This is a genomic window from Gottfriedia sp. NPDC056225 (assembly GCF_042267765.1).
Lineage (GTDB): Bacteria > Bacillota > Bacilli > Bacillales > Bacillaceae_G > Gottfriedia.
In genome coordinates this window covers 63,727-84,657 of record NZ_JBHJTJ010000014.1, presented here as the reverse complement: position 1 = coordinate 84,657, position 20,931 = coordinate 63,727, and the positions used below count along the sequence as shown (strand labels likewise).

The 20,931-nt window shown below is 31.8% G+C and carries 23 protein-coding genes; 18 read left to right on the top strand and 5 right to left on the bottom strand.

The annotated features are described in order from the left end of the window. Positions 1–41 precede the first annotated feature (41 nt). Positions 42–980 carry a M14 family metallopeptidase gene (locus ACFCYN_RS11710; RefSeq protein ID WP_375949432.1) on the top strand — a complete coding sequence of 313 codons (939 nt, stop codon included), beginning with the start codon at positions 42–44 and terminating at the stop codon, positions 978–980. A gap of 85 nt (positions 981–1,065) precedes the next feature. Here the strand turns inward: ACFCYN_RS11710 and ACFCYN_RS11705 are convergent, their stop codons facing one another. Then, positions 1,066–1,242 (bottom strand): DUF2759 domain-containing protein, encoded by a 177-nt coding sequence (locus tag ACFCYN_RS11705; protein WP_172443874.1) that lies wholly within the window; start codon positions 1,240–1,242, stop codon positions 1,066–1,068. Positions 1,243–1,400: 158 nt separating this feature from the next. Here ACFCYN_RS11705 and ACFCYN_RS11700 point away from each other — a divergent pair, with 158 nt between their 5' ends. After that, entirely contained in the window at positions 1,401–2,027 is a 627-nt protein-coding gene (locus ACFCYN_RS11700) for an MBL fold metallo-hydrolase (RefSeq protein ID WP_172443875.1), read from the top strand. A gap of 9 nt (positions 2,028–2,036) precedes the next feature. Beyond that, positions 2,037–3,167 carry an SAM-dependent methyltransferase gene (locus ACFCYN_RS11695; protein ID WP_375949430.1) on the top strand — a complete coding sequence of 377 codons (1,131 nt, stop codon included), beginning with the start codon at positions 2,037–2,039 and terminating at the stop codon, positions 3,165–3,167. 29 nt (positions 3,168–3,196) lie between these two features. Here the strand turns inward: ACFCYN_RS11695 and ACFCYN_RS11690 are convergent, their stop codons facing one another. Then, complete coding sequence (locus ACFCYN_RS11690) at positions 3,197–3,439, bottom strand: DUF2626 domain-containing protein (protein WP_098120032.1); 243 nt, start codon at positions 3,437–3,439, stop codon at positions 3,197–3,199. 360 nt (positions 3,440–3,799) lie between these two features. Between ACFCYN_RS11690 and comGA the strand changes: the two genes are divergently transcribed. From comGA to ACFCYN_RS11645, 9 genes are read left to right on the top strand one after another with little or no spacing between them, the layout of a single operon-like run. Continuing rightward, on the top strand, positions 3,800–4,861 hold the full coding sequence (comGA, locus tag ACFCYN_RS11685; RefSeq protein WP_375949428.1) for a competence type IV pilus ATPase ComGA: 1,062 nt from the start codon (positions 3,800–3,802) through the stop codon (positions 4,859–4,861). Next, on the top strand, positions 4,854–5,897 hold the full coding sequence (gene comGB, locus ACFCYN_RS11680; RefSeq protein ID WP_375949426.1) for a competence type IV pilus assembly protein ComGB: 1,044 nt from the start codon (positions 4,854–4,856) through the stop codon (positions 5,895–5,897). The genes comGA and comGB overlap by 8 nt, the downstream gene beginning before the upstream one ends. A 12-nt stretch (positions 5,898–5,909) precedes the next feature. Beyond that, the gene (gene comGC / locus ACFCYN_RS11675) at positions 5,910–6,272 is read left to right on the top strand and encodes a competence type IV pilus major pilin ComGC (protein WP_375949424.1); all 363 of its coding nucleotides are present in this window, start codon (positions 5,910–5,912) and stop codon (positions 6,270–6,272) included. After that, positions 6,238–6,711 (top strand): competence type IV pilus minor pilin ComGD, encoded by a 474-nt coding sequence (gene comGD, locus ACFCYN_RS11670; RefSeq protein WP_375949422.1) that lies wholly within the window; start codon positions 6,238–6,240, stop codon positions 6,709–6,711. Before comGC ends, comGD begins: the two co-directional genes overlap by 35 nt. After that, the gene (locus ACFCYN_RS11665; RefSeq protein WP_375949420.1) at positions 6,698–7,027 is read left to right on the top strand and encodes a pilus assembly FimT family protein; all 330 of its coding nucleotides are present in this window, start codon (positions 6,698–6,700) and stop codon (positions 7,025–7,027) included. Before comGD ends, ACFCYN_RS11665 begins: the two co-directional genes overlap by 14 nt. Further along, positions 7,008–7,442: a competence type IV pilus minor pilin ComGF gene (gene comGF / locus ACFCYN_RS11660; protein WP_375949418.1), complete on the top strand. Its 435-nt coding sequence runs from the start codon at positions 7,008–7,010 to the stop codon at positions 7,440–7,442. The genes ACFCYN_RS11665 and comGF overlap by 20 nt, the downstream gene beginning before the upstream one ends. Next, entirely contained in the window at positions 7,411–7,815 is a 405-nt protein-coding gene (locus ACFCYN_RS11655) for a hypothetical protein (protein ID WP_098120038.1), read from the top strand. The genes comGF and ACFCYN_RS11655 overlap by 32 nt, the downstream gene beginning before the upstream one ends. Positions 7,816–7,828: 13 nt before the next feature. Continuing rightward, positions 7,829–8,353 carry a shikimate kinase gene (locus ACFCYN_RS11650; RefSeq protein ID WP_375949416.1) on the top strand — a complete coding sequence of 175 codons (525 nt, stop codon included), beginning with the start codon at positions 7,829–7,831 and terminating at the stop codon, positions 8,351–8,353. 21 nt (positions 8,354–8,374) lie between these two features. After that, complete coding sequence (locus ACFCYN_RS11645; protein ID WP_098120103.1) at positions 8,375–8,584, top strand: YqzE family protein; 210 nt, start codon at positions 8,375–8,377, stop codon at positions 8,582–8,584. Between the two features lie 49 nt (positions 8,585–8,633). Here ACFCYN_RS11645 and ACFCYN_RS11640 read toward each other — a convergent pair whose 3' ends face one another. Further along, on the bottom strand, positions 8,634–9,440 hold the full coding sequence (locus ACFCYN_RS11640; RefSeq protein WP_375949414.1) for a YqhG family protein: 807 nt from the start codon (positions 9,438–9,440) through the stop codon (positions 8,634–8,636). Next, entirely contained in the window at positions 9,427–11,112 is a 1,686-nt protein-coding gene (locus ACFCYN_RS11635; RefSeq protein ID WP_172443886.1) for a DEAD/DEAH box helicase, read from the bottom strand. The genes ACFCYN_RS11640 and ACFCYN_RS11635 overlap by 14 nt, the downstream gene beginning before the upstream one ends. A 360-nt stretch (positions 11,113–11,472) precedes the next feature. Here ACFCYN_RS11635 and gcvT point away from each other — a divergent pair, with 360 nt between their 5' ends. The 3 genes from gcvT to gcvPB are packed head-to-tail and all read left to right on the top strand — an operon-like array spanning position 11,473 to position 15,417. Further along, entirely contained in the window at positions 11,473–12,576 is a 1,104-nt protein-coding gene (gene gcvT / locus ACFCYN_RS11630; RefSeq protein WP_172443887.1) for a glycine cleavage system aminomethyltransferase GcvT, read from the top strand. 26 nt (positions 12,577–12,602) lie between these two features. Further along, positions 12,603–13,988 (top strand): aminomethyl-transferring glycine dehydrogenase subunit GcvPA, encoded by a 1,386-nt coding sequence (gcvPA, locus tag ACFCYN_RS11625; RefSeq protein ID WP_216854061.1) that lies wholly within the window; start codon positions 12,603–12,605, stop codon positions 13,986–13,988. Then, positions 13,960–15,417, top strand: a complete 1,458-nt coding sequence (gene gcvPB, locus ACFCYN_RS11620; RefSeq protein WP_172443888.1) for an aminomethyl-transferring glycine dehydrogenase subunit GcvPB — start codon at positions 13,960–13,962, stop codon at positions 15,415–15,417. Before gcvPA ends, gcvPB begins: the two co-directional genes overlap by 29 nt. 485 nt (positions 15,418–15,902) lie before the next feature. On the opposite strand, the gene ACFCYN_RS11615 is transcribed toward gcvPB, so the two are convergent. Beyond that, entirely contained in the window at positions 15,903–17,531 is a 1,629-nt protein-coding gene (locus tag ACFCYN_RS11615) for a bifunctional metallophosphatase/5'-nucleotidase (protein ID WP_375949411.1), read from the bottom strand. 306 nt (positions 17,532–17,837) lie between these two features. Between ACFCYN_RS11615 and ACFCYN_RS11610 the strand changes: the two genes are divergently transcribed. The 3 genes from ACFCYN_RS11610 (at position 17,838) to ACFCYN_RS11600 (ending at position 20,737) form a co-directional block, all read left to right on the top strand. Next, positions 17,838–18,536, top strand: coding sequence for a sialidase family protein (locus ACFCYN_RS11610; RefSeq protein WP_375949409.1), 699 nt, complete (start codon positions 17,838–17,840; stop codon positions 18,534–18,536). A 148-nt stretch (positions 18,537–18,684) separates the two neighbouring features. After that, positions 18,685–19,380 (top strand): response regulator transcription factor, encoded by a 696-nt coding sequence (locus tag ACFCYN_RS11605; protein ID WP_375949407.1) that lies wholly within the window; start codon positions 18,685–18,687, stop codon positions 19,378–19,380. Further along, complete coding sequence (locus ACFCYN_RS11600; RefSeq protein WP_375949405.1) at positions 19,373–20,737, top strand: sensor histidine kinase; 1,365 nt, start codon at positions 19,373–19,375, stop codon at positions 20,735–20,737. The genes ACFCYN_RS11605 and ACFCYN_RS11600 overlap by 8 nt, the downstream gene beginning before the upstream one ends. The last annotated feature ends 194 nt before the right edge of the window (positions 20,738–20,931 follow it).

Below are 20,931 nucleotides of genomic sequence, written 5' to 3'. Positions count from 1 at the left end.
TTCATACAATTAATTAGATAAATTTATATGAGGTGAAAATATTGAATAATAGTAATCGACCCTATGTCTTCTATCCAAGAAGATATGATTTTAATGAACTGACTAATGATATCAGCTTATTAGTTGAAAAATTTCCTTTTCTTCGTGTGAATACAATCGGTTATAGTGTTTTGAACAAACCTATTTACGAAATTGAGATTGGCAAAGGTCCGAGAAAGATTCATTGGAATGGTTCATTTCATGCAAATGAATGGATTACAACCTGTGTCATATTGAAGATGGTTGTTTGGTTATGTAACACGGTAGCAATGGAGGATTTACCCTTCCATCAAGAGCTATTGACCTTATTTAATCAAAATACATTATCGGTTGTACCAATGGTTAATCCTGATGGAGTAAATTTAGTTTTAAATGAAGTTGTTGATTATAAAGAATTTATGGATTTTGTTAATCAAATAAACAATGGAAATGATGGTTTTACTGGGTGGAAAGCGAATATTAGAGGTGTTGATTTAAATAATCAATTTCCGGCAAATTGGGAGGTTGAAAAAGAAAGAAAGAAGCAAAAAACATACGCTCCAAGAGATTATCCAGGAGATGCGCCATTAACTGAACCAGAAGCAATTGCAATGAGCAATTTGGCGATTGAAAAGCAGTTTGATCTATTATTAGCACTCCATACACAAGGGAAGGAATTCTATTGGGGCTATGGACAGCTTGAGCCGGCAATTTCGGAGGTTTATGCTAATTATTTTGCGAGTGTGAGTCCATATAAGTCTGTAAAAACGATTGATAGCCACGCAGGTTATAAAGATTGGTATATACAAGAATTTAGGAAACCTGGATTTACATTGGAATTAGGTAAAGGAATTAACCCATTGCCACTTTCTATGTTTGAATCCATTTTTTCAGAAACGTTTCCAATCCTATTAGGATCATTATTTAATTTAGAAAATTACACCAACCAAACTTTAAAATAAAAAAGCTGACAATTTAATGTCAGCTTTTTTATTTTAAGTAACATGTTTCTATGTAGAAATTAGTACGCTACATAAAGAATAAATTTTATAAGTGCGCTGGTGGATATCCGTTATGTAAAATTGTCATAATGGCAAACCAACCAAATAAAACTAAAGTAGCTCCAGACCAAAAAATGGCTAATAAGTTCTTCTTTTTAATTGATCCTAAAAAAGCTGGAACACTTAGAATAGCTACTAGTATAAAAATAATAACTGTACCCATTGTAAACCCCCTATAAATTTCTTCAAGCAACCCCTGTTTGCTATCACATCATTATTATTGTAAAACTTTTATGAACAATTGTCTATTTGAAATTAAATGCTAAAACAAAATTATGATATAGTATTATATAGATTAAATAAAGAAAGCAGGATATGAATATGAATGTTTTTCAATTACCGTTGGGTCCTTTACAAACTAATTGCTATATCATAAGTAATGATATGAAAGAAGCAGTAATCTTTGATCCAGGCGAAGATGCTGATGTAATCTTTAATAAAATTGAAGAAAATGGATTAAAGCCATTAGCAATTCTTTTAACGCATGCTCATTTTGACCATATTGGGGCTGTTGACGATGTGCGTGATGAGTATAATATACCCGTTTATATCCATAAATATGAAGCAGATTGGTTAACTGACGGTCAAAAAAATGGTTCTGAATTATTTATGAGAAATCAATCCATTTTTGCTAGGGAAGCAGATCACCTAATTGAAAAAGAAGGTAAAATGGAAATCGGTCATTTCTTATTTTCAATTTTTGAAACTCCAGGCCACTCACCAGGAAGTGTTTCATTTTATTGTAAAGAAATCAAAACAGTCTTTTCTGGAGATGCATTATTTGAAGGCAGTATTGGCCGTACAGATTTACCAGGTGGAGACCACGACCAACTAATTAGAAGTATAAAAGGTAAGCTTCTATCTTTACCAGATGATGTAGTTGTATGCAGTGGTCATGGTGATACTACAACAATTGGTGACGAGAAAAGGTATAATCCATTTCTTTAAGGTGAAATGATGAAAAACTTAATTTTAAACGCAATAAATAATAGTGAAGATCATTTTATTACATACGAACAATTTATTTCATTAGTTCTTTATAATCCAGAAAAAGGTTATTATCAAATGGCTAATGAAAAAATTGGTCGAAAAGGTGATTTTTATACTTCAAGCTCAGTTGGTTTAATATATGGAGAAGTAATTGCAGCCACCTTTTGTCGATTTGTTAAGACTAATCTAATTGAACCTTTTTTTGTTGAAGTTGGCGGTGGAAACGGTAGATTTGCCTCATCTTTTCTTTCGTATTGTAAAGAAAATGAGCCAGAAATTTATAATCGAATAACTTACTATATAATTGATGCAAGTAAATATCATCGGAAATTACAACAAGACCTATTGGAAAGCCATTTGAGTTGTAACTATTTCTCAAATATAGAAGAGATTGAACAAATCAATAACGGTATGATATTCTCAAACGAATTGTTTGACGCTTTACCAGTACGAGTAGTGGAATTCAAACATAACGAGTGGCAAGAGGTTGTAATTACTCTTGATGAGCAAAATAATCTAAGAGAAAATCTTGTTAATATAAAAGATCCAGTAATAATCGATTTTCTAATAAGAAATCATTTTGATGGTAAAAATGGTCAAAGAGTTGAAATTCCAGTTGGAATGGAAAAATTATATGACCTTTTACAATCAAAACTTAATTATGGAATCATATTAACTGTTGATTATGGATTTACTAGAGAAGAATGGGATGCACCCCAACGAATTAAAGGAAGTTTGCGTGGTTATTCAAAACATGAAATGAAAACAAATTTATTTGAGAACTTAGGTACAATGGACATAACTACACATATACACTGGGATGAATTAAAGAATTTTGGAACGATAAATAATATTGAAAACCTATACTTTTCTAGTCAAAGAGAGGCTTTATTAGATTTTGGAGTCTTAAATTGGCTCATTCCTCATGCTCAATCAAATCCATTTTCGAGTGAGTATAAACAAAATAGGGCAGTCCAATCACTGATTATGCCTGGTGGGATAAGCGATTCGTTTCAAGTCTTGTTACAAACAAAGGGAATGTCAAAAATTGATCAATCTAAGTTGAATGAGTTAATTTCATTAAATGAATATAAATAAAAAAACCAGTCATATGACTGGTTTTCTTATTATTCACTAAAGCTTGGTACTAATAAGAAAGTACTATAATATGTAAATCCAATAAAGAACACAGTTAAGTATGCGCCAAAGATATAGATGTACATACGCTCAGAAAGCTTCAGAGAGCCTAATACAAAGAAAAATGCTGTTTGACATGCGAAAATAAGTGCTGCTGCTGACATATGTCCAACAAAGAACATTACTGTAAATATTGCTGTCCAGAATCCTAGAACGCGGAACATGCGATCCATTCTAAATCCCCCCATAAAAAATTTCTACCCATTCATTATTATAAAATAAGAAAGTTACAATTGTAAACAATGTATTAATACAATTCAATACAATTCTAAATTGATACAAAGATAATGAATGTAGCTTATCCATTATTATTTTTCTTAATTTGATATTTTCTATACATTGCTTTAAAAATCATCATATTATTTTTCAATTAATTTTTGAATTTCAAGTCCATTATTTTAATTAATTAACCTTTAGTTTGTATGAAAATTTTGATGAAAACTAAGTTTTTTAAACAAATACATAATTTTCATGATTTGATAGTCGATTGAAACGAAACTATAATTGCTACAAATGAGAAAGGGGGAAGAAATGTGGTATCGGTTGAAAATATGGTCGAAGAACTTTTAAAAAAAGCTTGTCATTTTGGTGCCTCGGATATTCATTTATTACCAAAACAGGATCATGTAGAAATTTATTTTCGTGTTGATGGAGATTTGAAAATCATTCAGCGAATTAATAAGGAGAAATCTAAGAGGATGATAACGCATTTAAAATTTTTAGGAAGTATGGATATAGGCGAAATAAGGAGACCACAAACTGGAATATTAGTCGTTAATATAAACGACATTTTATTATCGCTTCGATTGGCAACATTGCCTACGATCTTAGACGAATCATTAGTTATTCGAATTCACCCACAACAAAAAATTTCTCCAATAGAAAGTCTATCCTTATTTCCATCTACAACTCGTAAGCTTTTGTCTTTAATACATCATTCACACGGTTTAATGTTGTTTACAGGTCCTACTGGTTGCGGTAAAACTACTACATTGTATTCTCTATTACAGTCAGCTAAAAAAGACATTGCTAGAAATATTATAACTTTAGAGGACCCGATTGAAAGAAAGTCAGATGAATACTCTCAGGTACAAGTTAATGAGAAAGCCGGGCTAACTTATGAAACTGGTTTAAAAGCTATTCTTCGATCAGATCCTGATATCGTAATGGTAGGAGAAATCCGGGATGAGGAGACAGCGAAAATCGCTGTTAGAGCCGCTTTAACAGGTCATTTAGTATTAACAACAATTCATTCTAACAACACTAAGGGTGCGATCTATAGAATGCTGGAGCTTGGGATTCCTAAAGAAGAATTATTCCAAGCGATCGTAGCAATCGTTTCACAGAGATTAGTTCAAGTAAAATGTCGTTTTTGTGAAGGTGAGTGCGAGCCAAATTGTTTCGTTCATCGAACAAACCGGAGGTTAGGAGTATATGAATTACTGTATGGAAATGCATTAAATTCGGTCATAAAACAAATTAAAGGAAGCGATAAACAATTTCAATTCAACACTTTAAATGATCAACTTATTAAAGGATATGCTTTAGGATTTATTGATTATAAATCTTTTGACAAAAGTATGCTATATGGTTAAAAAGCTTATTAAAAGAAGGTTATCGTATAATGAACAGGCTAGGCTTTTAAAAATATTAAGTGAACTTTTAGAAAAAGGATATCCCTTAATACAAGCGATTGAATTTCTAACGATACAATTCCAAGACGATGTTAAAGGATTAATTGAAAAAGCTAAAATATCATTGTTAGAAGGGCATTCGTTTATTGAATTCGCTAAATTATTAAGGCTTCATCCAGACGTTCTTGTTTACTTGTATTATGCTAAAAAGCATGGTGATTTATCTTTTGCATTAAGTGAAGGTAGCTTTATGCTAACTAAAAAAATTCAACATAGAGCCTATTTAAGAAAAATCATGGGCTATCCTATTTTTCTAATTTCAATACTTTTATTCATTTTATTTTTGTTCAAAAGTTTAATTATTCCTCAATATGAAATGCTTTTTTCTACGTTTCAATCCAACCAGCATTCGTTTATTTTCATCTACTTAAAATTTATAAAAAACCTACCTTCAATTATGTTTTTCTCACTTATCATACTTGGTTGTATTGTTTTTGTTTATTTAATTACGATAAAAAAATTAAATCCGATCGAGCGAATGAATAAACTTGTTCTAATCCCATTCGTTAGCAAATATTTAATCGCGATCAATACTTATGAATTTTCAATGCAATTAAGTATTTTACTACATGCTGGATTTCCAATTAGTGATGCATTAAAAACGATGCAGAATAATGAAAGTAGAACATTTTTAAAAGAAAAAGCTCTTGTTTTATATAATCAAATTCGTAATGGAATCTCTATGCAAGAAGCTTTAAGAAATGAACGTACATTTCATAGAGATTTATTATTTGTGATTGAACATGGCATGAACAATAGTATACTTGGAAAAGAACTTGCTGATTATGCTGATTATTTAAAAGATAGTATCGAAGAATATTTTCATCGATCAATAAAAATCATTCAACCGATTATTTTAATTCTTATCTCATCAAGTATTCTTTCACTGTACGTAGCCATCTTATTTCCAATGTTTCAATTGATGAACAATATTTAGGAGGATTATGTTGTGAATGAGCGTGTGTTTATTTTAAAGAAAGTTCGCAAATATGCTCGTTTAGGGACTGAAAAACTAAATGAGCAAAATGGATTCACCCTTATTGAAATGCTAATTGTTTTAACAATCATTTCCCTTTTATTATTACTTGTAATTCCAAATTTAGGAAAGCAGCAAGAGTCAATCCAAACGAAAGGCTGTTTGGCACTGCAAAAAATGGTTCAATCGAGCGTTGAGGCGTATAGGTTAGACAATGAACAATTACCGGAAAGTTTATTGAGTTTGAAGGAACAGGGCTATATTACAACTTATAAATGCAAAAATAAAGTAGAATTATCGTATGACAAATCGACTGGCACAGTATCGATGCCTTAAAAAAAGATTGGGGAATTCTCCTGGTTTTACGTTTATTGAATTGTTATTAGTCCTAACAATAATGATGATGTTATTAATTTTACCGATTTCTCAAGTTAGAAAAGTTGAAGATGAACAAAAACTAAGCTTATTTATACAAATGCTTCAGAATGATATTTTTCTTGCTCAAAGAAACGCAATATTAAAACAAATGCCAACTAGAATAATTTTTTATCAAAAAAAATATGAAATACAGGATAATTTACTAAATCCACCAGTAGTAATCCGAAACTTTGACGAATCGATCATGATTACGTATCTAACTTTAAAACCCCCATTACGATTCAACTCCGACGGCAATATTTCAAACTTTGGTACAATTTCAATTAAGTATAAAAAAATAGAATACATTGTTACTTTTTATTTAGGAAGTGGTCGATTTAAGTATGATAAAAAGTGAAAAGGGATTTACATTCATTGAGGCAATCATCTCATTAAACTTACTAATTATTTTTTGTCTTATGATTGTTCCTTCAATGTCATTATTTTTACAAAAAAAAGATCAATTAACGATAAGAAATAACGCAGATGACTTATTAACGGATATGGTGCATCTTTATTTTGTTAATAGAGAAGATTTTAAAGAAGGTTTATATAAAAGGAATAGTAAAGATTTTTCTATAAAATTAAAGTCTAAAAATCATTCGCACTCGATTTGTGTTTCATGGGTCGATCGTGATAAGGAACGTGAAATATGTGAAAAAATTATTGGATGAAAAGGGATTTACTTTAATCGAAACACTTTTTTCACTTGTTTTATTTTTAATGATTATCGCTATAACTACTTCAAGTTTAAAAAGCTTTGTTAAACGAAATTATCGCTATGAATCAGTTAATAAATTAGAATTAGATAATTTTATTAAAGAAGTTCAGAAAGAAGTAAATATAAGTAGCAGTTATAAAGTTTATTCAGACATGCTTCTATTTGAAGATTACACTCATGTTCCAATTACTTATCGTAAGTATGCAACGTTCATTCGGAGGCAAAAGCTTGGAACAGGACATGAAATAGTCCTTCAAAATATAAGGGACATCGAATATAGTCAAAATTACCAAAGTCAAATTTTAGTAAAAGTTGTTGATCTAAATGGTGGTATTTATGAAAAAACGATTCGAATATTTACTAATTAAGTTTAAGTGGCTTGATGAAAGAGGCATTTATTTACCTTATACAATATTTATGATAAATCTTTTATTAGTTTTTTTTCTAATTCAAGTTGATATCTTTCAATCAATTCACACTTTTTATAGCTATACAATTAGTCAAAATAATCTTGAACGAGCACATATACAAGCAATTTACGAATTAAAAAGTGGAGAAATACCCTTTCAATCAAATACAATAAAGTATTATAATAATACAAAAATTGTCTGGAATTTCTCTTTAATAGCTAATGATGAATACCATGTTACATTAACTAGTAGTAATTCAAATATAAAAAAACATGTTGTTCAATTCAATTATAAAAAGAATTCAAACCAAGTATTTAAATGGATAGACTAAGTTGGAGGATGTAATGGAGTCAGTTTATTTAGTAGGATTTATGGGATGTGGAAAATCAACTGTTGGTAAAGAACTAGCCAGAAGAATGAACAAAAAATTTATTGATTTAGATGAGGAAATTGTCATTCAAACAGGAAAAAGTATACCTGAATTGTTTAATGAATACGGCGAAAGTGGATTTCGTGATTTTGAAACGCAAATTTTAAGAAATGTATCAGGAAAAAAATCGGTTATTTCAACAGGTGGGGGCATTATACTACGCGATGAAAATATTTGTTGTATGAAAGAATCTGGTAATATTATCTATCTTGAAACATCAATTGATGTAATATTCGATCGAATTCACTTAGATTCTAATCGACCAAATGCTGTAAATCGAACGTTAGAGGAGTTAACCGTTTTATTTCAAAGTAGAGAAGCGCAATATAAAAAAGCGGATTTTAAAATATCAACGAATAATTTAACGCCAATTGAAATTGCGATGGAAATCATTGACTGTTTAAATTATTCAAAAGGAGGAGATAGTAGAAATAAGTGATAAGAAAGTAAGGTGATTTTTTTGAAAACGAATGATTATGTGAAATATATGACTGAACAGTTTATTAATTATATCGATCAACCTAAAGAGAAGCGAGATTCAATGAAACAAGAAAAAGAGGATTTGAAAACACCATTTTCTACTAACATGTTTGGAATGTTACCATTGAGTATAGCTTTATATATGAAAAAAATTTCAAATCGAAAAGAAAAAGAAAAGAAAAGTATATAATTAAAAAGAAAGACTGATTTCCTTAAAAAAACGAAATCAGTCTTTCTTTTTAATTTAAATCACTCATTTTGTTTGGAGATAAATAAAATAGTCCACCATTTATACATTCAATATGAATGATTGGTTCATAAAGTTCCTTTAATGCATTTAACTCAACATGATAATTTTCTGGTTTATCCTCATCATCTTTATAAAATTGATTTAGTAAATCTAAATCATGTTGCCATCTATTTCTTGCGTCTTCAGCCCAACTCTTATCTTCAGCCTCAATTTTATTTCGAAGTAATTGTTCCATACGATTTAATCCACTAATTGGTTTAATGATCGGAGACATTGAATAGCAAAAGTCAGGAATTTTTGAGTTAAATTGAATTTTTTCAATTTTTGTATGAAAATCCTCAATTATTTTTCCTGAAATTAAATGGATTCCAAAAGAATATAAATAATCTTTTTTATGATCACAAGTAAATGAAACTTGATAATTAACAGCTAACCAAGGATGAAGTGCAATCTGTTGGCCTATCGGTGCTTTTGTGTCTTCATAAAGTCTAATTGATTGTCCAAGTTCATTAACAATTGAGAAAATCTGGTGAAGACGAGGCGAGCCAAAATGAATTTGTTCGCCTTTAAGATCTTCCGGTGCATTATCACTATCAGTAATAATTGTTAATTTCATTGGATTTGGAATGCCGCCAGTTTTTTCTAAATAATGCCAATAGAAAGGTCGGTTCATTAATTTTTTATCCATGTCGATCGTTAATTGAATTTCTAAATACGTTGGCATTTTCTTAATGATTTCACAATCATTATGTCGGAAAAAATGTTCAATATAATCATGAATTTCATGTTGCTGCATAACTATCACCTGCTTGTTTATGTTGCTGTAATTGAATAATGGATGTTAAATTTTCCATTTTAATTTTCATTTCGCCTTCTGTTTTTGAATTAATAAAAATTTCATTCATATGGGCTTCGAAATCTTTATATGGAATTCGAGTTAAGATATCGTCAAGTTCACCAATTACACGTTCAAATAAATGGATTTTCTCATAAAGCAATCGTAAAATGTGTTCTTCAATCGAACCGACTGTTGCAAAATTATAGATGCTAACATCTTCTGTTTGTCCAAGACGATGTATACGACCAATTCTTTGTTCTAATCTCATTGGATTCCAAGGGAGGTCATAATTAATCATATTAGAACAGAATTGTAAGTTAATCCCTTCTCCACCAGCCTCGGTTGCTATTAGAACTTGTACCCTACTTTTAAATAATTCCTTCATCCAGTCTTTTTTTCCGCGTTTAAAACCACCACGGAATGGAACAGACGTAATGCCATTTTGTTTTAAAAACCATTGTAAGTACAATTGGGTAGCTCGATATTCAGTAAAAATAATTACTTTATCATTTATTTTTTTTATTAGTTCAACTACTTTATTTGCTTTTGAATTAGAGGTAATTTGATTAATCTGATGTAAAACTTTATCGACATAAGGATCATTCATATCAATATTTTCTTTTTCAAATCTCTGTAGCATTTTCTTCATCGAGACATATACAGCTTCACGACTACTACAAGCTTCTCTTTTAAATGTTAAAAAAGAGAAGGCCGATGTTACACCGGTATATTGTGATTTCTGCCATTCATCTATTAAGTCATATAGTTTTTGTTCATCTTCACTAAAATTAATTAGTACTGTTTCAACTTTACGCTTAGTCCATTCGATACCTGTATCTTGTCTACGATTTCGAACCATTACTTTTCCAATAAGTTCGCGTAGCATGTCTTCGTGTTCTAATGAGCGGTTTTTAGCAGAAAAATATTCTTCAAAACTAGATTTATTACCTAAGTGACCTGGTTTTAATAATGAAACTAGGTGAAAGATTTCTTCAATATTGTTTTGAACTGGTGTAGCAGTTAATAGTAAACAATATTTCTTTTTAAGAAGTTGAACAAACTCATAGTTTTTTGTTTTATTGTTTTTAAGTTTGTGAGCTTCATCGATAATGATTAGATCATAATTAATGTCTAATATTTTTTCACGATGAGGTTCTCTTTTTGCCGTATCTATTGAAGAAACAACTACATCACAACTATCCCATACATAATTCTTTTTTTGTTGAGCTATTGCAGGGATATGGAACTTTGTATTTAATTCAAATGTCCACTGTGATACGAGTGAAGCTGGAACTAGAATTAGAACTTTATTAACTAATCCGCGAATCATGTATTCCTTTAAAATTAATCCTGCTTCAACTGTTTTACCTAAACCTACTTCATCTGCAAGAATTGCTTTACCGTTCATTTTTTCAATGACAGTCGTAGCAACTTCTAATTGATGGGGTAGTGGAGTTAAATTTGGTAAATGGGTAGGAGCAATCATACCAGTAAAAGAAGGAACTGCTAATTTCGTAGAAGTATGATATGCGAGTTTATAATTCTCCCAATTTGACCATGGTCCATCACTTTCTAACTTTTCTAAGAACTCTTCCTGCCATTCTGTATGGAATTTAATCTCTATTGACATGCAATATTCACCTATTTCTAATTTATATTAGATAATCATGAACGTTATAGTAGGATAACTGATATAATGTTCGTAATTTTATTTTTAAAAAAATTAACTTGGATATTGATGAAACTTGTCGTTTAATGTTAGGATAATAGTGTAGGAAAAAAGTAAAAATTTATTATTCTTTTATTAAACAAAATACTTTTATTGTTAAGAAAAAACAGTTAACTAATATAGTCTGATAATATTTTCTTGTTTTCTACTAGTTTTTCCGAAAATATACAAAAATATGTAAATTATTTAATGGTTAGCTGAACGAACTATTAATTTAGTTTTCCATCATGCTAGCATGTAGATTAAGGGGGAAATGGCTACATGACGACTTTATTACGTACACCTTTGTTTGAAGATTACAAAGTGTTAGGTGGTAAAACAATTGATTTTGGTGGCTGGGAGCTACCGGTGCAATTTTCAAGCATTAAAGAAGAACACGAAGCTGTTCGTACAGCGGCTGGATTATTTGATGTTTCTCATATGGGAGAAATTGAAGTAACTGGTAAAGATAGTCTTAAATATTTACAAAAAATGATGACAAATGATATTTCAAAATTAAATGAAGAAGGCGCATTATATACTGCAATGTGCTATGAAAATGCAGGAACTGTAGACGACTTACTGGTTTATAAGTATAACGATGAACACTATTTATTAGTTGTAAATGCGTCTAATATTGAAAAAGATTTCGAATGGTTACTTTCACATGTTGAAGGTGATGTAAAAGTAGAAAATAAAAGTAATGAAGTTGCACAATTAGCTCTACAAGGGCCAAAGGCTGTAGCAATTTTACAACGTCTAACTGAAGAAAACGTTACGGATATTAAGTACTTTACTTTTAAAAATAATGTATTAATTGGTGACCTAAATGTTTTAGTTTCACGTACAGGTTACACTGGTGAAGATGGGTATGAATTATACTTAGCTGCTGAAGACGCGTCTAAACTTTGGACGTTACTATTAGAAGCAGGTAAGGAAGACGGTTTAAAACCATGTGGATTAGGTGCGCGCGATACACTTCGTTTCGAAGCAGCACTAGCTTTATATGGTCAAGAACTAACTAAAGACATTACTCCATTAGAAGCTGGTATCGGCTTTGCAGTGAAATTAAATAAAGAAGAAGATTTCTTCGGAAAAGAAGTTCTGAAAAATCAAAAAGAGCAAGGTGTACCTCGTAAACTTGTTGGAATTGAAATGATTGACAAAGGTATCCCAAGAACTCACTATCCTGTATATGTAAACGGGGAAGTAATTGGTGAAGTAACAAGTGGTACGCAATCTCCAACATTAAAGAAAAATATTGGCCTTGCATTAATTAAATCGGAATTTTCTGCTTTAGGCACTGAGCTTGAGGTTGAAATTCGAAATAAAAAATTAAAAGCTGTTGTAGTTTCAAAACCATTTTATAAAAGAGAGAAGAAGTAACTAGGGGGAGAAAGGGGATTACCTTAATGCATCGTTATTTACCAATGACAGAGCAAGATCGTCAAGAGATGTTAAAAGTAGTAGGCGTTTCATCAGTTGATGAATTATTTAGTGATATTCCTGAGAAAGTTCGTTTTAATGGCTTATTAAATATTAAAAAAGCTAAATCAGAAACTGATTTAATCCAGGAGTTAAGTGGATTAGCGAATAAAAATGCTAACTTAAGAGAGTATGTATCTTTCTTAGGTGCTGGTGTTTATGATCATTACTTACCAACAGTTGTAGATCATGTTATTTCACGTTCAGAGTTTTATACTGCTTATACGCCGTATCAACCTGAGATTTCACAAGGTGAACTTCAAGCAATTTTTGAATTCCAAACAATGATTTGTGAATTAACAGGTATGGCTGTAGCAAACTCTTCAATGTATGACGGTGGTACTTCTTTAGCGGAAGCAACTACTTTAGCCGCAGGTCACAATGGTAAAAAACGTATTTTAGTATCAAAAGGTGTTCATCCACAATCACGTGAAGTTATCTTATCTTATGCAAAAGGTCAACACTTAGAGGTTGTTGAAATCGGCATTAAAGATGGAAGAACTGATATAGAAGAATTAAAAAATGAAATGAATGATAATGTAGCATGTGTTGTTGTTCAATATCCTAACTTCTATGGACAAGTAGAAGAATTAGCAGAAATCGAACCAATTGCACATACTGGTAAAAGTTTATTCGTTGTTTCAAGTAATCCATTAGCATTAGCAGCTTTAACTCCTCCAGGTGAATTCGGAGCAGATATCGTTGCAGGTGATGCTCAAACATTTGGTATTCCAACTCAATTTGGCGGACCTCACTGTGGATATTTTGCTACAACAACTAAATTAATGAGAAAAATGCCAGGTCGTTTAGTTGGTCAAACTGTTGATGGAGAAGGTCGTCGCGGTTTCGTATTAACATTACAAGCACGTGAACAACATATTCGTCGTGACAAAGCGACTTCAAATATTTGTTCTAACCAAGCTCTAAATGCATTAGCAGCTTCTGTTGCTATGACAGCTCTTGGTAAAAATGGTGCTGTAGAAATGGCAATGCAAAATATTTCTCGTACTCAATATATGAAGAAAAAATTAAATGAAAACGGGATCGAAGTTGTATTCCAAGGTGCTGCATTTAACGAACTAGTAATTGATGTGAAACAAAATGTTTCAGAAATCAATAAACAATTATTTACGAAGAAAATTATCGGTGGTTATGACTTAGCAAAAGTTGAACCTACTATGGAAAATCATATGTTAATCGCAGTAACTGAATTACGCTCTAAACAACATATTGATACATTTGTAGAAGAGTTAGCACTATTAGTAGACGGAAAGGGGATTCAACATGCTGAAGGATCAACCGTTAGTTTTTGAGATAAGTAAAGAAGGTCGTATTGCATATAGTCTTCCTACATGGGATGTAGAAGAAATCGATATTAATGAAGTTATTCCAAGTGCTTATGTTCGTAAAGAAAAAGCTGAACTACCAGAGGTTTCTGAATTAGATTTAATGCGTCATTATACAGCGTTATCAAAAAGAAATCACGGTTTAGACTCAGGTTTCTATCCACTTGGCTCTTGTACAATGAAATACAATCCAAAAATTAATGAAGCTGTAGCTCGTATGGCAGGTTTTGCACATGTTCACCCACTTCAAGATGAATATACAGTGCAAGGTGCGCTTGAATTAATGCATGAGCTTCAAACAGAATTAAAAGAAATTACTGGTATGGATGAAGTAACATTACAACCAGCTGCAGGTGCACATGGTGAGTGGACTGGATTAATGATTATCCGTGCTTATCACGAAAGTCGCGGTGACTTCAACCGTACTAAAGTAATCGTACCTGACTCAGCTCACGGTACAAATCCAGCATCAGCAACTGTAGCAGGTTTCGAAACAATCACAGTTAAATCAAATGAAAAAGGCTTAGTTGACTTAGATGATTTACGTCGTGTTGTTGATGAAAACGTTGCAGCATTAATGCTTACTAATCCTAATACACTAGGATTATTTGAAGAAGATATTTATGAAATTTCTGAAATTATCCATGCTGCAGGCGGAAAAGTTTATTATGATGGAGCTAACTTAAATGCTGTATTAAGTAAAGCACGTCCTGGAGATATGGGATTTGATGTAGTACATTTAAATCTTCATAAAACATTCACTGGTCCACACGGTGGGGGTGGCCCTGGTTCTGGTCCTGTAGGTGTTAAAGCAGACTTAATCCCTTACTTACCAGCACCAATCGTTGATAAAGTTGGAGATGAATATGTATTAAACTATGATTGTCCAGAAACAATCGGTCGTGTAAAACCTTTCTTCGGTAACTTTGGAATTAATGTTCGTGCATACACTTACATTCGCTCAATGGGTCCAGAAGGTTTAAAACAAGTAACAGAAGATGCAGTATTAAATGCTAACTACATGATGCGTCGTTTAGAGCCTCATTTCGATCTACCATTCGATCGTCATTGTAAGCATGAGTTTGTATTAAGTGGAAAACGTCAAAAGAAATTAGGTGTTCGTACGTTAGATATCGCAAAACGCCTATTAGACTTTGGTTACCATCCACCAACAATTTACTTCCCATTAAATGTGGAAGAGTGTATCATGATTGAACCAACTGAAACAGAATCTAAAGAAACTTTAGATGCGTTCGTTGATGCAATGATTACAATCGCTAAAGAAGCAGAAGAAAATCCAGAAATCGTACAAGAAGCTCCACACACTACAGTTGTAAGCCGTCTTGACGAAACTTTAGCAGCTCGTAAACCAGTATTACGTTACATTAAAGCATAAGCAAAAAGTTCCCTTTTGATAGGGAACTTTTTTTTTCTGATTAAACTATAAAAACAGAGTAGAGAGCTTATTAGCAAGCAAGAAGGAAGAATCTGAAAATATGATACTCATAAGAGGTTCATGAGATAAAAAAAGTTCGGAAATCTGAAAAAAATTAACTCATAAAGCATACAATGAAAGGCCAATCCAAAAATAACACGGATTAGGGTCTTATTTGTTTTGCTTATAATCTAAAAAATAGACAAACACTTCCAAACAGGCAGATGATAGTAGCGTAGAAGTAGAAGGAATCCCACTTAAAATGAGGTTAATAATTTTCAAATCTCCCTAAAAATTGATGTGAAATGAAAAACTGACTCAAATAAGTTGTTTTACAACGAATTTTGAGTCAGCTTCTTTTTTGTTAAAAATAGAAAAGATGAGGAGCTTAAAAAATAAATCTACAGAACCCTTTACAAACGAGCCTTTTAAGTAACTTACTTTATCTATTTTATCCGAATGATTCGTCCATCATATGCTGCGACTAATGGTTTTTTTTGTTCCTTCAAATAATTTTCAAATGCATCTAAATCAGTTAGACCTACGATTTTATTTTTACCATCAAGTAAAACGGAGAAGTTGTCACCGCCATTTGAGAGATAGCTATTAGTTGTAACACTATACTTAGTTTGAGTATTTATTGGGGTACCATCTGTTCGCATAATTTTAATCACTTTTTGGCCGGGTTGCTTACTATCATCCCAAGTATATTTTAAACCAGAAATTTGTAGCATTCGAACGTTTCCGTTATACTGCCATTGTTGATTGAGCAGTTTTCGGATTTGTTCACCAGTTAAAGTCATCTTAACAAGTTTAAGTTTAAATGGTTGGATTGTGACCAATTCATCCATTGTTACATCCCCTTTAGGAAGATCAGCACGAATCCCACTAAAGTTCATGAATGCAAAATCGGAATTCATTGCATTGCGTTGTGAATCTGCAATTATACTTCCTAAACTGGATTCTCCGTCATGATTTTTCTTACTAAACACGTCGTCTCCTGCTTTTCCAACAACCTTATTAACAACGGGTGCAATTTTTGATTCATATTTTTGAATCATTACTTTTATTTCAGGATCTGGTTTAATTGCATCTTGATAAACCATTACGATTTTAGCATGTTTGTCTATGATATCTTTCGTTTTAGTATCGATTTTCAAGTGAATATCAGAGAAAGCTGTTCCGTATGAATATGCTTGCACAATCAGTTTTCCATTTACTTCTTTATTAAGATAAGTATGTGTATGTCCAGAAATAATAACGTCAACTTCATCGTCCATTTTTTTTGCCATTCGAACAATATCACCTGTAACTTTCCCAGTAGAATTGGATTGACTTCCTCCATCATGTGCGATTACCACAATTGCTTTCACACCTTGTTTTTTTAGTGCTTCTACAGAATGGTTGATTGCTGTTGCTTCATCAATAAACTTTACTCCAGCGGTTTGATTAGGTGGTGCAATTTTTGGAGTATCTTTTATTACGACACCAATAAATCCAATCGGTACACCATTTATTTTTTTTATACTATATGGAGGTAGAATTGTCTTACCTGTTTGATCATCGATTACGTTAGCACATAAATATGGAAAGTTTGCCCCGTTAAAGTATTCAGTTTTTGCATTTTTTCCTCCGTATATTAGCTTCATCATTTCTTTTACACCACGATCGAATTCGTGGTTACCTAGTGTTCCATAGTCAAAATCCATCCTGTTTAATACTTCAATGGTAGGTTCATCTTGTAGAAATGAAGATATTGGAGGACTACCGCCGACCATATCACCGGCATGAACTAAAATAGTGTTTTGGTTTTCTTTTTTCTTTTGTTTCAAATATGCCGAAAGATAAGCTGCTCCGCCAACATTCCTACCATTAAATTTTCGAGTTGTATTCAATTGTCCATGAAAATCATTAATGCCAAGTAATTGTACTTGAATGAAACGGTCCTTATCTTTCTTGTTGTGAATCGGAATGTCTAGTGCTGCCGGTTTACCGGAGACTATAAATACACCCACAGATAATGTAGTCGTAAGAACAAAAGCAAAAGCTGCCTTTTTCAATGCGTTCCAATTCAAAATTTTCTCCCTCCTATTTCGCTAGTAGGTTACTTACTAAGCATAGGAAAGGAATGTAAAAACAACTTTGCTCTAGTGTGAATTTTCAGTTAAATTTTAAAACAGAATATAAAAGAAAGCTTACGTATAATCTTATAAGTCTTCGGAAAATTATAGTAAGCTATTAGTTAATCCAATTAACTTTGAGCTATTTTAAAGAGAATATAAGAAAAAATTAATATGTTAAAGGTTCGTTAAAGGTATGTCTTCTACTATTGTTACTGTAAGACAGCTGCTTACATAAATCAAAATATAGGAGGAAATAAAATGCAAGAAAGAATTAAAACATTGTTAAATACAACAAAAAAGAAGGCGGTTACAGCATCAGTATGTAGCGCAATCGTTTTAGGCATCGGTTCAGGAGCTGTATACGCTGCTAATAATGATGGATCCAAAGTTAAAAGTGAGGAAACTTCATTTTCTCAACAAGGTGAAAAAGTTATGACAAAAATGTTAGTTAAAAATGAAAATGGTGTAATAAGTCACTCAACTGATGATGGTACAACATGGATACCAGGTGCACCTGAAGGGGAAAAAATAATCAAAGATGTAGATGGAAAAGAATCATTTATAATTGGTGAAGCTAAATCTGCACCTTCTGGAGGTTTAATGGTAAAGAATGAGAACGGAAAGCTTAAGTTCTCTAAAGACGGTGGGAAGACTTGGAGCGAAAAAGCTCCTGATCATTTCAAAGTTGAAGCAAAAGGTGACGGAGCAGTTTTTGCGAAAAAGAAACTAATTGTAAAAAAAGAAAATGGTACTGTTAAATTTTCTAAAGACGGTGGTAAAACTTGGATTAAAGGTGAGCCAGAAAAATTGAAAGAACCATTTATGACAAAGAATGAAAATGGTAAAGTGATGTTTTCTACAGATGGAGGAAAAACTTGGTCAGAGAAAGCCCCAAAAGGTGTAACAATTATAAAAAATGAAGATGGTTCAATTATTGTTAAAAAGAAAATTGATTAATTTAGAGAAGTTCATTCAATTTTAACACATATATAAGCGAATTTAATCACAGGAATATATACTTAGTACATCTCCAACAAATGAGAAGTGTATAGCTCATTTGCTGGGGGTGCTTTGTTAAAGAATCAACGGTAAAGAGGAAACTTAAATGAGGATATTAATAGTAGAAGATGAAATTTATATTTCGGAGGCAATTGCACAAGTTTTAAAGAAAAATCACTACAGTGTCGATTTAGCAAGTGATGGTGAGTTTGGACTAGATTGTGGACTGTCAAATATATATGACATTATTATTCTAGATATCATGCTTCCTAAAATGGATGGCATTCAAGTACTAATAGAATTACGCAAAAATGGAATTAAGACGCCAGTCATTTTGTTGACAGCTAAAGGCGATCTTACTGATAAAATAAGAGGTTTAGATAGTGGTGCTGATGATTACCTAGCGAAGCCATTCCACACTGATGAACTTCTTGCTAGACTTAGAGCATTAGGACGACGAAAAACAGAGTTAATAAGAGATGGTATTCTTACTTATGAAGATATTTCGCTTAATCAAAAGATGTTAGTTTTATGCTGCAGAGAAAATGAAGTTAAGTTGACTTTAAAAGAGTTTCAACTGTTAGAGTTGCTTATTAACCGAAAAGAAGCAATTAGCTCGAAAGAAATTATAATTGAAAAGCTTTGGGGCTATGACACAGATACTGATGATCGTCATGTAGAAGTACAAGTTTCACTTTTACGAAAAAAGTTAAGACAGGTTGAATCAACTGTTTCAATAGCAACAATTCGAGGTGCAGGTTATTTTTTGAAAAATGATAAAACTGGAGAAAAATATGTTTAAGAAACTCCGAAATAAATTTTTGCTTATTAATATGTCAGTTATCTCATTGGTAATGCTTGGAGCCTTTACAATCATCTACATAATGACATATAACAATATTCAAAATGAAAATAAAAAAAAGCTAGATGCACAGACGGAAAAACTAGTTACGATTCAAAGAGAGATTAAAAGAAAAGAAATAGGGTCTGAGCTGAAAAATAACATTGAAGAAAATGGACCGGCGCAAAGCAAAAAGGAAATTACGAATATAATTGGTGAAGGCGGAATTGTGACGCAAAAAATATCTCTAGGAGATTCGGTTTCTTTTAGTGTGGAAGTTGATTCAAATGGAAATGTTATAGAAGGGCATTCGTTTATTTCAATGCCTACGGAAAACTTTAAAAAAGCTACAGAGATTGCATTGGAAAATAAGAAGAACTTTTCAACTTTCACTCTAGATGGAAAAAAATGGCAATACGTAATAAAGCCTTCAGAGATAATTGCTAATCAAACAAATGAACTGCCACCACAAATAATAAATAAAGTGACATTAATTAATTTTTTAGATGTTACCGATTCTCATAAAGCGTTATTTAAACTGCTTACAACATTAATAAGTGTAGGTCTTATAACGCTTTTTGCAATTTATTTTATCAGTCGTTATTTTGCAAATCGAGCAATTGAACCGATTGCTGAAGCTTGGAAAAAGCAAAATCAATTTGTTGCAGATGCATCACATGAGTTAAAAACACCATTAGCTATTATTAATGTGAATTATGATGTATTAATGGCGAATAAGGATGAAACGATTGAAAATCAACAAAAATGGTTCAACCATATAAAAGTTGGCTCTGATCGAATGACAAAATTAATTAATAGCCTATTAACTTTAACTAAAATGGAAGAAGCAATTGATGAGATAGAAATTAAGCTCTTTGATCTCAGTATTGAAGTAAATGAAGTGATGATGTCGATGGAAACAGTATTGAAGAATAAAGAAATTACACTAAATCATTCAATTGAATCAAACATTATGGTTGAAAGTGATCCAGACAAAATTAAGCAGCTATTGACTATCTTATTTGATAATGCAGTTAAATACATAAATGAGCGTGGACAAATTGACGTTTCACTAAAAAAATTAAAACGACAAGTGAAGTTTACAATTAGAAATAGTGGCAAAGGAATTACTTCCGAGGAATTGCCAAAAGTATTTGATCGCTTCTACCGTTCAGATCCTTCAAGGGCACACAAAACAGAAGGATATGGACTTGGTCTGTCAATTGCGCAGTCAATTTCAAATCGTTTAGGTGGTGCGATTTCTGCTACTAGTGTAGAAAATGAATATACTGAATTCTCTTTCCTACTAGAGCTATAATAGTATGAGCTCCCCATTTTTAGTAATCTCCTTTTCGTAAAGAGATTGCTAAAAATAGGGAGTTTTTTTAGAGGAATTTTTTCATTTAACATATTTTTGAGATAGCAGTTTAAATTTTATGAAAATATTTTTAAGTGGATTTTTATACAAAATTATTAAGCGTAGCCATTGGAGTCAAAAGTAAAATTGCGAAA